The organism is Brucella sp. JSBI001, from assembly GCF_026014005.1.
GTDB classification, from domain to species: Bacteria; Pseudomonadota; Alphaproteobacteria; order Rhizobiales; family Rhizobiaceae; genus Brucella; species Brucella anthropi.
Map to the genome: position 1 here is coordinate 3,720,396 of NZ_CP110339.1, position 12,694 is coordinate 3,733,089.

Genomic DNA, 12,694 nt, shown 5'->3' on the forward strand with positions numbered 1-12,694 from the left:
GCGCTTCAATCTTTTGTTTTCACGCATGTTTTGTTCCAAAATCGGTTCCCAACTTCAGGAAACATGCTTTCGTGTTTTGCTTGCGGATTCCGCCCATTTGCCGTCAACGTGGCGACATGGCGGATTCGTTCGTCAGTTATCGGATATTAAGCTTAATGAAGCGTTATCCTTTGGCTCAGCACTTCTACAGAACTGTGCCAGCCCCATAATTTTCAACAGGGATTTTTTGAAGGCAGCTTGCGCTCAGCGCTTGCCCGAAAACGGATATTTGCTTCAATCCAAATGCGATGGATCCACACACTATGCATCACAAGCTTATGATTTGTGATGCCCCGCCCCCGGTTGACGCCTTCCCATCATTGGCATATTTAATGCAAATAGTTTGCAACTGCATAAACACCCAAGGCATTGAGTATGGCACCCCATGGAGCAGGCCCCTCCGGCGCTGGCGAAGTAACATTTGAAGGCTGGCGACGTGATCGCGGCGAAGCATCCATGTCCGATGTCCACCGCTCGATCCGAGTCAATCGTTCAGGTTCAAAGTTCCGTCGCGCACTTTCCTTCTTCGGTCCCGGCTATCTGGTAGCCGTTGGCTATATGGACCCCGGCAATTGGGCCACCTCGCTCGCTGGCGGCTCTCGCTTCGGCTATACGTTGCTATCCGTCGTGCTGCTGTCCAATCTTATGGCCGTGCTACTGCAGGCGCTTTGCGCACGTCTTGCCGTCGCAACCGGCCGCGATCTGGCACAGGCTTGCCGCGATGCCTATCCGCGCTTTCTCGCATGGCCGCTCTGGTTCCTCGCCGAACTGGCAATCTGCGCCACCGATCTGGCGGAAGTCATCGGCACCGCCATCGGCCTCAACCTGCTCTTCGGCATTCCGCTGGAAATCGGTGTCATCATCACTGCTGCCGATGTGCTTCTGGTTCTTTATCTCCAGAACAAGGGATTTCGCCGTGTCGAGGCGCTCATCATCACCCTTCTGGGCGTGATTGCGCTCTGCTTCCTTATTCAGATTCTGATGGCGCAGCCGCAATGGGGCGCAGTCATCAAGGGCTTTGCGCCAACGACCGACATCATCCGCAATCCGGACATGCTCTATATCGCCCTTGGTATCATCGGCGCCACGGTCATGCCGCATAATCTCTATCTGCATTCGGGCATCATCCAGACACGCGATTACGGCCACACGACCGCTGAAAAGCGCGAAGCCATACGCTATGCGACGCTGGATTCCACCATTGCGCTGACATTCGCACTCCTGGTCAATGCATCGATCCTGATCCTCGCTGCGGCAAGCTTCAACGCCACCGGCAATACCGGTGTCGAAGATCTCGACAAGGCCCATGCTCTTCTGAACCCGCTATTGGGATCGGCCCTCGCACCAACACTTTTTGCGATTGCACTTCTCTGTTGCGGCCTGAACTCGACCATCACCGCGACGATGGCCGGTCAGATCGTGATGGAAGGCTTCATCGACATACGTCTGAAGCCGTGGCTGCGCCGCGCGATCACCCGCTTCGTGGCCATCGTTCCGGCTGCTGTCGTGACGATCATGTATGGTTCGCAAGGAACGACCGAGCTTCTGATCCTGTCTCAGGTCGTGTTGAGTCTTCAGCTGCCCTTTGCCATCATTCCACTCGTCATGTTCACGGCGGAGAAAAAGAAGATGGGATCGCTGGTCGCTCCACGCTGGGTGACGATTCTTGCCGCCATTACCGCCGCGATCATCGTCGTCCTGAACATGAAGCTGATTTACGATTTCATGTCCGGCGTGCCAATTTAAGCCCCTCCCGAGGCTCTTGGAATGGGCGGTTCCGTATCGCGGAGCCGCCCTTTCTTTTACTTCACTGCGGCGTTGCCACCGTCGGCATAAAGCGCCGAACCAGCAACAAAACTCGACATCGGGCCTGCCAGGAACAGCGCTGCCTGCGCGATTTCTTCAGGCTGGGCGATCCGCTTCATCGCATGCAGGCCTGCGGCCCATTCCTTCTGCTTTTCATCTCCACCCATTGGCGTATCAACACCGCCCGGCAGAAGCGCATTCGCCCGGATGCCACGGGCGCCGTAATCAGCGGTTATGCCCTTGACCATCCCCATGAGAGCTGCCTTCGAGGTTCCGTAAACCGACATGCCGGGAATGCCAACGCTCGTGCCGACAAATGTCGAGGTGAAGACAATCGAGCCGCCGCCCCTTTCGAGCATCAGCGGGATTTGCGATCTCGCTCCCAGGAATGCCGAGGTCAGGTTGCCCGCCAGCACCCCTTCCCAATCATCGGGCACGATTTCGGCAAGCGGCGCGATAGGGCCTACAGTGCCAGCATTGTTGACAGCTATATCAAGCCCGCCGAATTTATCCTTCGCTGCCGTAGCAAGTGCCTCATGCGTTTCAGCTTCTGAGACATCGCCTGCAACACAATGCGCCTTTCCGCCAAACGCCGCGATCTCCTCCGCAACACGTTCCAGACCGGCAAGCCCGCGAGCATTCAGCACAAGGGCTGCGCCTTCTCTGGCGAAGAGCAATGCGGCGGCGCGCCCTATTCCGGACGATGCGCCGGTGATGATTGCGACCTTGTCTTTCAAACTGGACATACTGAACCTCCGTGATTTCGTGGAGGTCCCAATTAAAGTCCCGGCGGTAACGCAACTATCCGTTTCTTGCGTTTGAATGCTGAAGCAGTCGATTAGGAGCATTTTCAGCAAAAGTGTGAAACAATTTTGCGTAGGGCAATGCGACAAAACAAATAGTTAGAGCGGTTCCAATGCTTCTTTTAAAATAGAAGCCGCTCTAGAGAAAATTGTCAGTCGGTCTGTAAGCCGGGTTCTGTATGGCCGGGCTTTCGCCCGACGTGGCAGCCATTCATCTGGGACGGATGTCGCCACCCGCCTCGTGCAACCCACCCGGACGGCTGATCCGGAAACCGATTGCCGGCCCTTGCGAGCCAGCGCGCCGTCCCTATTCGGTTTTGCTCCCGATGGGGTTTACCGTGCCGTCTGCATTGCTGCAGACGCGGTGGGCTCTTACCCCACCCTTTCACCCTTACCCCGTCATCCCTGCCGTTTCGTTGCGCAACGGTACGGAAGACGGGGCGGTCTGCTTTCTGTGGCACTTTCCCTGGGGTCGCCCCCGCCGGGCGTTACCCGGCATCGTGTTTCCATGGAGCCCGGACTTTCCTCACCTGCCGCCTTTCGGCATATGACAAGCGCGGCTGCCCAACCGACTGACAGCGCGCATATAGCAACGATAGCGGAACAGTGGAACCGGATTCCGGAAAAAATCTGCAGTCACCGGAAACAGAAAAGCCGACAGTGTCTCCACTGTCGGCTTTCCGTTCACATCAGGCGGCCTGTACTCTACGCGACCGCCGACGTAAATCTGCATTCGCATCCTGAAAATGCATCAGAGAGCGCGCATATAGGCCTTGACCGAGCTGCAATATTTCGCCGAGGTCGGGTTCATACGCTTTGCACCGTGACCGGCATTGTACTTCAGGATCGTGCCGCAAGTGCTGCCGCCGCCGAGCTTCTGCGCCTGGGCCAGATACTTCATGCCGAACTGGATGTTCGTGGAAGGCTCATAGAGACCCTTGGCTGAACCCGTGTAGCCGAGGCCACGTGCGGTCGAGAGCTTGATCTGCATCAGGCCGATTTCACCGGCCTTGCCACGCACATTCGGCTGGAAATTGCTTTCGTGACGCACAACCGCATGGGCAAGTGCGGAAGGCACGCCATAGGTCGATGCGTAACGATTGATAATGCTCGAATAAGCGCCGCCGCTCTTGGCGTTACGAGCAGTCGTGTCCTTCGACTGCGAACGCTTAGCAGCAGAACCCTTGCCCGTAGAATTCTTGGCAGTCGGAGCCGCACGGCGGCTTACGACCGATGCCTTCTTCGGCGCTTTGGTTGGCTTTTCCGCCTCGGCAGTCTTGTTCTGCTGGCGTGCCTTGAGGAGAGCTGCGAGGTTGGTCGGTTCAGTTGAAGGGGCACTCAGTGCTGGATTCAGGCCAAACGAACTCATCGCGCCAACAAGGGCGCAAACAACAACAAATTTAATTTTCATAACCTACCGTCTTGGAACGTTTCTTTTCTCAGACTGTCTGTCTTGGGTAAAAACAGTCCTGTTTTTTGATCCCGCCCGATATGGGTTGTCAGGCCCTTGTCCGCTGGGATTGAGCGATGAAGTGCCGGGCAAATGCAGCCGAAGATTGGTTGTAAAAGTAAAATAGTCTTACAGGTTGTAACATTCGCGATTCACGCAAACGCGGCGTAAACCTTCGCCACAACCCTTCTGCAACCGGGCTGGATCGATCTATTTTTATGAAATCATTACAGAAATACGAATCAACGCTGGATAGAGAGATTAACCGCCCGCATCTCGTCAGGCGGTAACATTCTGCAGAGAAAAAATTAGCCTGTAGAGGGTATCTATAGTAGATACATCGGCCACCCCGTCCACATTTTGTGTCCGAAAATGTCGCTGAAAGGCCTTAATCACAGTCTCGGTGCCTTCATCGAAGACACCAGTGATGGCGATTTCGTAGCCATAAAGTGCCAGCATGGATTGCAACGCCTCAACCGGCTGGCCGTTTTCGCCACGTGCCAGAAACCGCCCGCCGCGGATCGACGTCGGCTCGATGTAGTGGCCGATACCCGCCTCGTGGAGCCGCTTCCAGGGAAAGTTATGGCCCGGGTCTGTCTTGCGCGAAGGTGCAATATCCGAGTGGGCCAGAACATTTTCCGGCTTGATGGCATGACGCTCGCATATATCGCGGCAGAGGCGGATGACCGCATCGATCTGCGCATCCTTGAACGGCGGATAGCCTTCGAGATTACCCGGATTGACGATCTCGATGCCGATGGAAGCGGAATTGATGTCCGTTTCGCCCTTCCAGAAGCTCTTGCCCGCATGCCAGGCACGGGCCTTTTCCGAAACCATCTGCACGATCCGCCCGTCTTCATGGACAAGGTAATGCGCGGAAACTTCCATATCTGGCGATTTAAGAACCTGCACGGCCTCTTCGGCAGTCGCCAGACCGGTATAATGGAGAATGAGAAAGGCAGGCACCTTGCCGTCGCGACGCGGACCGAAATTGGGTGACGGATCAAGCGTTGCACCGGCAAAATCGGGCCGGTCAAGCGCCAGCTCCCGCAACAACTCGCTCTCGATTTCGCGCACGCTGCTCATGCAGCCTCCAGATTCTTCTCAATGCTTGCCCAGGCAGCGTTTATCGCTGCCAGACGCCTGTTGGCAATGGTTATGAATTCAAGCGGCAAGCCCTCTGCCACCAGCCGGTCCGGATGATGTTCCTTGACCAGAGAGCGATAGCGCTTGCGGGCCATCTCGAAGGAAACGCCGCGCTCCAGCCCCAGAATGGCATAAGGATCATCAGCACCGCGCTGGACATGCCGGATCGCGATACGATCGAAAGCGACTTCATCATAGCCGAAAATATCCGCAACGCCTGCAAGGAAGGCCATCTCTTTTTCATGCACATAGCCGTCAGCGGTGGCTATATGAAAAAGACCGTCGAGGATATCCTCAAGCAGATGGCAATCGGGTTGCCCTTCACTGCACAATCCGGCGAGCTGACGCGCATAGGATTCATAGCCAGCGACATCCTGCTTGGCGAGATCGTAGAGCCGCGCGACATGCGCCGTCTCTTCCTTCGGCACAGCGAATATGTCCTGAAAGGCGCGGATTTCGTCCTGTGTGACGACCCCGTCGGCCTTGGCCATCTTGGCTGAAAGCGCGATCATCGCAATGGAGAAGGCCACCCGGCGCCGTGTATCGGCGTCACCTTCGAAAACGGTGCGCACGGCTTCGATAACGCCAGTAATGGCATTCGACGCCACGTAAGTGACAAACTCACCGATGCGAACCCAAATCGACATGGGACTTTTCTATAGAATTCCGAATGAACTGAAAACCGCCCAGGCGAGCGAAAGTCTAAAAAACAAACATTTAGAAAGAATATCAGGACATTGGCTTAGATTGTTGCCGAGTTCCGCAACGAACGCTTATTGCTGGGGTTCGCGTTCGTCGAAGGAACGCTGTGCGGCCGTGGCTGCTGCTTGTCCAGCCGTCTGTGCCTGCTGATCCGTCTGACCGACAGATTTTGCCGCAGCGACAGCATTGGTCCGTGCGCGTTCAATGGCTGCTGCCTTCTCTTCCGGGCTCACCACACCGGAACTGTCGCGGAGCGACTTGACCAGATCGGGGCCTTTCTCCGTGCTTCCACTTTCTGCCGGTTTGGCAGGCTGCGATACAGCAGCAGCGCCCTGCTCGCCGCCATTCGTGGTGGCAGCAGTCTCGTCGTCTCCTTTGCCGCAAGCGGCAAGCACAACAAGAACAATCGCAGAGATGAAAAACAGGAAGTTACGGTTCATGACAAAAGCCATAACCGAACCGAGCCTGCGTTGAAACACGGAAAACGCAGAATGCCCGTCTTTTCCCGACATGGTTGCTTTAACGTTCATCTCAATCCTAAAACCATTGGCTTAAAGCCATTGGCCTAAAGCCTTTGACCGAAGCCTATTGGCACGAATGGCGACCCGGAAACCGGATCGCCACCCGCATGCTAGTGCATTACGACTTCCCAACCTTAGTTGGAAGGCGCTGTCCCTGTACCTGGCGCCGGGGTAGCCGGTGCCGGAGTTGCCGGGGCTGGCGTCGTCGTCGTGTCATTGTTCGAGGGCGCTGCCGGCGCGGATGGTGCCGGTGCGTTGCTCGTGTCGTCCTTCTTGTCATTGCACGCTGCAAGGCCGAGAAGCGATACGGCGGCGACAGAAGCAATCAGAAACTTCTTCACGTTGGCTCTCCTTCCTAGATCAGGCTCGTTGGCCTGGTTTCAGGCATTAAATGGCAATATTGCCAAACGCCTCTCTCTGTTTTCTCCGTGCGTGACCGGTTGATCCGGCCAATCACCTTTACGGTCACTCATCGACACAGAAATCCCGTCGACTCGGACCGTCACACAAAAAACGGCAACAGCGCGAAAAAGTTCTCTCAAATAGTCTTACCGACCGTAATAAAGCGACAGTATTACAGGCGTATAGCCGCATTCATCTGGTTTAAAAACCCGCAATTAATTCGTCACGCCCCTGTCATTGGACGATGTTTAACTTGGCAAAATCAAAGTCGGGATTCGTGCATTAGGGGAATTTTTTGATGACACAGCAAGCATCAGCCGACACAATTCTAAAACAGGCCGTGACCCAGAACAGCGCCCTCTCGCGGGCAGGCTTTTCTGAAAGGCTGTTTGCCTGGCTGTTCAAAGGGCTGGTCTATCCGCAGATATGGGAAGACCCGGAAGTTGATATGGCGGCTCTGGCTATAGAGCCGGACCATCGCATCGTCACCATCGCGTCCGGCGGATGCAATGCCATGTCCTACCTGACTGCCGATCCGGCACGTGTGGAGGCGGTCGATCTCAATCAGGCACACGTCGCGTTCAACCGGCTGAAGCTTGCGGCTGTCAAAAACCTGCCCGACTACGATGCATTCTACCGATTTTACGGGAAAGCCGACGACAAGACCAATCTTGCCGCCTACAAGCGCTTCATCCGCCCACATCTGGACAGCGAAAGCCGCGCCTATTGGGAAAAACGCAAATGGAATGGTCGCCAGCGAATTTCCATTTTCTGGCGCGACCTCTATCGCCACGGCTTGCTTGGCGTCTTCATCGGCATGGGCCATCGCGTGGCGCGCCTCTACGGGATCGATCCGCGCGACATCTTGAAGGCGCGCACAATGGAAGAGCAGCGTAGCTTCTTCGACACGGCGCTTGCCCCGCTCTTTGAAAAACGCATGGTGCGCTGGGCCACAGCCCGCAAATCATCCCTTTTCGGACTGGGCATACCGCCACAGCAATATGATGCCCTTGCCACTGCAGGAAACGGCGACATGGCGCTTGTCCTGCGCAGCCGTCTTGAGAAACTCGCTTGCGGTTTCCCCCTTACCGACAATTATTTCGCCTGGCAGGCGTTCGGGCGCGGCTATAGCGGCAATGAGGAGACCGGGCCTCTCCCGCCCTATCTGTCGCGCACCAACTTCGAAACGGTACGGGCACGCGCTGATCGCATGACCGTACAGAACGCAAGCTATACCGATTTTCTCGCTGCCAAGCCTGCGGCATCCGTCGACCGCTATATCCTGTTGGATGCGCAGGACTGGATGAATGACGAGCAGCTCAATGCCCTCTGGAGTGAAATCACCCGTACGGCAGCACCAAATGCCCGTGTCATCTTTCGTACCGCAGCCGAACCGAGCCTGCTTCCAGGACGGGTGGCACCGCAGATTCTGGATCGCTGGGAATATCAAGCGGACGAATCCCGCGCCCTGCACGACCGCGATCGCTCGTCGATCTATGGCGGGTTCCATCTTTATGCGCTGAAGGATGCCTGACATGTCGCGCAGCCCATGGAGCGTTCAGGGTATAGACCATGCCAACCTCATGGATCGGGTCTACCGTCGTCAGCGGCACTTCTATGACGCGACCCGCAAATACTATCTTCTGGGTCGCGACCCCATGATCGCAGGACTGTCCGTACCCAAGGACGGCACAGTTCTGGAGATCGGCTGCGGCACCGGCCGCAATCTGATAAAAGCTGCAGAAAACTACCCCGATGCAAAACTCTTCGGCATCGATATTTCAGCAGAAATGCTGGATACGGCACGCCGGGCGGCGGAGCGCGCTGGCATCGAAGATCGCGTCCGGCTTGATCGTGCGGATGCGGCCCAGTTCGATCCAGAACGACTGTTCGGGCAAGCCGGCTTCGACCGGATTTTCATTTCCTATGCCGTATCGATGATACCGCAATGGCAGTCGGTCATTCGTGAGAGCATCCGGCACCTCAATGCGGGCGGAGAATTGCATATCGTCGATTTTGGCGATCAGGCCCGGCTGCCGCGCTGGTTCGGAAAGGCACTCTTCCAATGGCTGGAATGGTTCCATGTCACCCCGCGCAGCGACTTGTTCGCGGTTTGCGACCAGCTTGCGCAGGAACGCAGTGCTGTCGTTGAGAAGCGCATTCTTTATCGCGGCTTTGCCTGGATAACGGTTGTTCGTTCGACAATGCCACCCTCTGCCACAGATTAGCACCAAACTTGCCCGCCAGACTGGTGACGTCCGCCTCCGGATCGCGTAACCGTTAGAAGACTGATTCGCGACACGGAACCACTATATGAACCGTCTGGCCAGCTGCAGCATTCTCGCCCTCGGCGCTTTACTTCTCTCCGCCTGCACGACGGTGGATTACGACTTTTCCGACGTAAAGAAATCAGGCGGCTCGGTGGCCCGGATCGCACCGCCGTCCGGCTCGGTAAAGGCACCGCGCTTCGGTGATCGCGACCCGCACGACTGGACCGGCAAAACGCCCTGGCACTATCCGATCCACGGCACAGACGTTTCCAAATATCAGACCAACATTGACTGGAGCGCCGTGCGCGCCAGCGGCATTTCCTTCGCCTTCATCAAGGCGACCGAAGGCGGTGACCGCGTCGACGACCGTTTCAAGGAACACTGGAACGGCGCCCATCAGGCAGGCATCGCACGGAGCGCCTATCACTTCTACTATTTCTGCCGCCCGGCCATCGAACAGGCCCGCTGGTATATCCAGAACGTGCCGCGTGATCCGAGCGCGCTTCCACCCGTTCTCGATATGGAGTGGAACCCGCAATCGCCGACCTGCAAGCTGCGCCCCAACGCAGCCGTTGTGCGCAAGGAAATGCGCATCTTCCTGCAGGCGCTGGAAAAGCATTACGGCAAACGCCCGATTGTTTACACGACGGTCGATTTCTTCGATGACAACGACTTGCGGCAGATGGCAGACTATCCGTTCTGGCTGCGCTCCGTTGCCGGTCATCCGGACGAGAAGTACGGCCCGCATCCGTGGACGTTCTGGCAATATACCGGCACCGGCTCAATTCCCGGCATTAAGGGCGACGCCGATATCAATGTCTTCGCAGGCGATGCCAACTCGTGGAAAAAGTGGCTGGAAAGCAACAAGGTCCGCTAACACGGCGCAGTTTGGCAGTTCACACCAAGTTTTGCTTCATTTCCGGGGCTTGTTGGGGCAATAGCTAAAACAATCCCCGAAAGGGAGCCTTTTGCTCCCAATCTATTAGTGTGAGTTACCAATGAAGTTTTTTGCTTCAGTTATCGCAGCCGCCTTGCTTGCATCGACAACCATGTCGGGTGCACAGGCCGCCGCGTCTCCAGCGCCTGCTGCGACGCCAACTGAAAACACCGTCAATCTTCCCAAGCCGGAATGCGAGATCGATTACGGCCAGTGGATGGACAATCTGACCAAGGAAGCCCGGGAAGCCGGTGTCGGCGAAAAGGGCATCGCCGAATTGCACAAGGCCATGCTTGAGCAAAAGGTGCTTGATCGCGACCGCAAGCAGACTGTTTTCAACCTGACTTTCACCGAGTTTTCCAAGCGCCTCATCTCGGAAGCTCGTTTGAAGAAGGGCCGCGAAAATCTGGTCAAATATGCCGACGTCTTCAAGAAGGTTGAAGATACCTATGGCGTTCCGGGGCCAGTCCTTGCCGCGTTCTGGGGGCTTGAAACCGACTATGGCGCCATTCAGGGTGATTTCGACACGCTGAATGCGCTTGTCACCCTCTCCTATGACTGCCGCCGTCCAGATCTGTTCCGCCCGCAGTTGATCGCCCTTCTCAAGCTATTTGATCAGGGCGTCGTCGATGCCGCGACAACCGGCGCATGGGCTGGCGAAATCGGCATGATGCAACTTCTGCCGAAGGATTATCTTGAACGTGGCGTCGATGGCGACGGCGATGGCAAGGTCGATCTGAAGAGCAGCGTTCCCGATGCCATGATGACCGCTGGCCGCATGATTTCGGAACTCGGCTGGAAGCGTGGCCAACCTTGGCTGGAGGAAGTTCGCCTGACCAAGGATCTGCCTTGGGAAGAAGCGATCCGCACCAACCGCAAGCCACATTCCTGGTGGGCTGAGCAGGGTGTGATGGGCCTCAACGGTCCACTCGGCCCGGATGATGGCGACGCGTCGCTTCTACTGCCGCTGGGCCGCAAGGGACCGGCTTTCCTGTCCTATCCCAACTTCGACGTGTTCGTGGAATGGAACAAGTCCATCGTCTACGCCACAACGGCTGCTTATTTCGCAACACGTCTGGCTGGTGCACCTGCCTTCGATCCGGGCAATCCAGTTCCGGGTCTGACACAGGACCAGCTAAAGGAACTTCAGACCAAGCTCCAGGCCCGCGGTTACGACATGGGCGGAAAAATCGACGGCGTGTTCGGTCTCCTGACCCGCGATGCCGTGCGCGCCGAACAGATGCGCCTTGGAATGCCTGCCGATTCATGGCCGACACAAGAGCTTCTCGATAGGCTCTGATCTCGACAAGGCGCGGTTCAAAAAACCGCGCCTTTTCCTTTCCTGAAATGAAATGCGCCCCATGCTCACAACGCTGATTGTCGTCCTTCCCGTTTTTGCGCTGATTTTCTCCGGCTGGGGTGCCTTCAAGCTGAAAATACTCGGGCCTCATGCGATAGCGGAGCTGAACCGTTTCGTCGTCTATCTGGCCCTGCCTGCTCTTCTCTTCGACATCATGGCCAATACACATGGCAGCGAGCTCTGGCAGCCGGGGTTCATCGCAGTGTTTCTGCTCTCAAGCGCCATTGCTTTCGCATTGCCCTTTCTGGTGCGACTGCGTGGAAAGCTGCCTCTGGCGGATACCGCGCTTGACGGGCTGAACGCCGCCTACCCGAATACCGGCTATATGGGCATTCCGCTTTCGATGATCGCCTTCGGGTCAGGCGTTTTGGCAGCGACCACCATTTCGATCATCATCACCGTCTGCGTCACGTTTGCTTTGGCGATCGTGCTGATCGAAATCGGCCTGCAGACAGAGAAGAAGCCGCTTCATCTCATCTGGAAAGTCATGCGGTCCCTGATCCGCAATCCACTGCTTGTCGCTCCGGCGCTCGGCGCGTTGGTGTCCTTTCTGGGACTCACCGTCCCTGCCCCGGCCGAAACCTTCCTGAAGATGCTCGGTGGTGCCGCATCCCCTTGCGCGCTGGTGGCGCTTGGCCTGTTTCTCGCCCAGCCGCGCAAGATCGAACGCGAAAGCGTCAATGCCATCGCTTTTCTCGTTTCGGTGAAACTCATCGTCCAGCCGCTCGCAACCTGGCTGCTGGCGGTCTATGTATTCGGATTGCCTCCCCTGCTCGCACAAAGCGCTGCTCTTCTTGCCGCACTTCCGACCGGCACGGGCCCCTTCATGCTGGCCGAGCATTATCGTCGCGAGGCGGCGATAACCTCCAACGTCATCCTCTACTCGACAGTGATATCTATCCTCACCTTGTCGGCATATTTGGCGCTAATTCGCTAAAAAGCGCAAAAATATCGCCAAAAGCCGGTGGCAACTACGGCGAAAACAGTACCAAACGTGGCAGTTCGGTGTCTTTTTCATGAAATGTGAACAAATTTTTCTAGTCAAATATTTCAATAGTTTAGGTGGTAAACGATAGGTTTATTTCTCCATCACGCCAGATTGCAGCACGAAATCTTCTTTTGTTCGAGGCGTTTTGCGCTTAGATTCCAGTTTCCTACCAGCGCGCGTCCGGTCACCCGGGCGCATATGAAGGAGACAGACCAATGGGACTTACGCGATCTTTGAATGTCCTCATGATCTGTGCGGCATTTGCATTTG

Annotated in this window: 12 protein-coding genes and 1 other RNA gene; 6 read left to right on the plus strand and 7 right to left on the minus strand. The window is 56.4% G+C overall.

Annotated elements, in window-relative coordinates; all coding sequences use genetic code 11:
• Positions 1-414 precede the first annotated feature (414 nt).
• A complete protein-coding gene (locus LJ361_RS17630) occupies positions 415-1,785 on the plus strand; it encodes an Nramp family divalent metal transporter (RefSeq protein WP_010659720.1) in 1,371 nt (456 codons plus the stop codon).
• Positions 1,786-1,841: 56 nt separating this feature from the next.
• Here LJ361_RS17630 and LJ361_RS17635 read toward each other — a convergent pair whose 3' ends face one another.
• From LJ361_RS17635 to LJ361_RS17665, 7 genes are all read right to left on the minus strand, one after another.
• Positions 1,842-2,591 (minus strand): SDR family oxidoreductase, encoded by a 750-nt coding sequence (locus LJ361_RS17635; RefSeq protein WP_010659719.1) that lies wholly within the window; start codon positions 2,589-2,591, stop codon positions 1,842-1,844.
• A gap of 205 nt (positions 2,592-2,796) precedes the next feature.
• Positions 2,797-3,224, minus strand: an RNA gene (rnpB, locus tag LJ361_RS17640) — RNase P RNA component class A.
• Positions 3,225-3,399: 175 nt separating this feature from the next.
• Positions 3,400-4,059 carry a lytic transglycosylase domain-containing protein gene (locus tag LJ361_RS17645; RefSeq protein WP_010659717.1) on the minus strand — a complete coding sequence of 220 codons (660 nt, stop codon included), beginning with the start codon at positions 4,057-4,059 and terminating at the stop codon, positions 3,400-3,402.
• A 318-nt stretch (positions 4,060-4,377) separates the two neighbouring features.
• Positions 4,378-5,184, minus strand: a complete 807-nt coding sequence (locus LJ361_RS17650) for an N-acetylmuramoyl-L-alanine amidase (protein WP_010659716.1) — start codon at positions 5,182-5,184, stop codon at positions 4,378-4,380.
• Complete coding sequence (locus LJ361_RS17655; protein ID WP_010659715.1) at positions 5,181-5,891, minus strand: J domain-containing protein; 711 nt, start codon at positions 5,889-5,891, stop codon at positions 5,181-5,183. The genes LJ361_RS17650 and LJ361_RS17655 overlap by 4 nt, the downstream gene beginning before the upstream one ends.
• A gap of 126 nt (positions 5,892-6,017) precedes the next feature.
• Complete coding sequence (locus LJ361_RS17660; RefSeq protein WP_029376069.1) at positions 6,018-6,476, minus strand: hypothetical protein; 459 nt, start codon at positions 6,474-6,476, stop codon at positions 6,018-6,020.
• Positions 6,477-6,601: 125 nt separating this feature from the next.
• A complete protein-coding gene (locus LJ361_RS17665; RefSeq protein ID WP_010659713.1) occupies positions 6,602-6,808 on the minus strand; it encodes a hypothetical protein in 207 nt (68 codons plus the stop codon).
• A 359-nt stretch (positions 6,809-7,167) separates the two neighbouring features.
• Between LJ361_RS17665 and LJ361_RS17670 the strand changes: the two genes are divergently transcribed.
• The 5 genes from LJ361_RS17670 to LJ361_RS17690 all read left to right on the plus strand — a co-directional run bounded on the left by LJ361_RS17670 (position 7,168) and on the right by LJ361_RS17690 (position 12,373).
• Positions 7,168-8,403, plus strand: a complete 1,236-nt coding sequence (locus tag LJ361_RS17670) for a DUF3419 family protein (protein ID WP_010659712.1) — start codon at positions 7,168-7,170, stop codon at positions 8,401-8,403.
• A gap of 1 nt (position 8,404) precedes the next feature.
• Positions 8,405-9,097, plus strand: coding sequence for a class I SAM-dependent methyltransferase (locus LJ361_RS17675; RefSeq protein WP_010659711.1), 693 nt, complete (start codon positions 8,405-8,407; stop codon positions 9,095-9,097).
• Positions 9,098-9,182: 85 nt separating this feature from the next.
• Entirely contained in the window at positions 9,183-10,016 is an 834-nt protein-coding gene (locus tag LJ361_RS17680; RefSeq protein WP_029929055.1) for a GH25 family lysozyme, read from the plus strand.
• 121 nt (positions 10,017-10,137) lie between these two features.
• The gene (locus LJ361_RS17685) at positions 10,138-11,376 is read left to right on the plus strand and encodes a lytic murein transglycosylase (RefSeq protein ID WP_010659710.1); all 1,239 of its coding nucleotides are present in this window, start codon (positions 10,138-10,140) and stop codon (positions 11,374-11,376) included.
• A gap of 61 nt (positions 11,377-11,437) precedes the next feature.
• Positions 11,438-12,373 carry an AEC family transporter gene (locus LJ361_RS17690; RefSeq protein WP_010659709.1) on the plus strand — a complete coding sequence of 312 codons (936 nt, stop codon included), beginning with the start codon at positions 11,438-11,440 and terminating at the stop codon, positions 12,371-12,373.
• The last annotated feature ends 321 nt before the right edge of the window (positions 12,374-12,694 follow it).

Bases quoted from the DNA above. Each gene is read 5' to 3' on its own strand.
- LJ361_RS17670 (WP_010659712.1), top strand. From the start codon at position 7,168: ATGACACAGCAAGCATCAGCCGACACAATTCTAAAACAGGCCGTGACC.
- LJ361_RS17690 (WP_010659709.1), top strand. From the start codon at position 11,438: ATGCTCACAACGCTGATTGTCGTCCTTCCCGTTTTTGCGCTGATTTTC.
- LJ361_RS17685 (WP_010659710.1), top strand. From the start codon at position 10,138: ATGAAGTTTTTTGCTTCAGTTATCGCAGCCGCCTTGCTTGCATCGACA.
- LJ361_RS17635 (WP_010659719.1), bottom strand. From the start codon at position 2,591: ATGTCCAGTTTGAAAGACAAGGTCGCAATCATCACCGGCGCATCGTCC.
- LJ361_RS17650 (WP_010659716.1), bottom strand. From the start codon at position 5,184: ATGAGCAGCGTGCGCGAAATCGAGAGCGAGTTGTTGCGGGAGCTGGCG.
- LJ361_RS17660 (WP_029376069.1), bottom strand. From the start codon at position 6,476: ATGAACGTTAAAGCAACCATGTCGGGAAAAGACGGGCATTCTGCGTTT.
- LJ361_RS17680 (WP_029929055.1), top strand. From the start codon at position 9,183: ATGAACCGTCTGGCCAGCTGCAGCATTCTCGCCCTCGGCGCTTTACTT.
- LJ361_RS17630 (WP_010659720.1), top strand. From the start codon at position 415: ATGGCACCCCATGGAGCAGGCCCCTCCGGCGCTGGCGAAGTAACATTT.
- LJ361_RS17675 (WP_010659711.1), top strand. From the start codon at position 8,405: ATGTCGCGCAGCCCATGGAGCGTTCAGGGTATAGACCATGCCAACCTC.
- LJ361_RS17655 (WP_010659715.1), bottom strand. From the start codon at position 5,891: ATGTCGATTTGGGTTCGCATCGGTGAGTTTGTCACTTACGTGGCGTCG.
- LJ361_RS17645 (WP_010659717.1), bottom strand. From the start codon at position 4,059: ATGAAAATTAAATTTGTTGTTGTTTGCGCCCTTGTTGGCGCGATGAGT.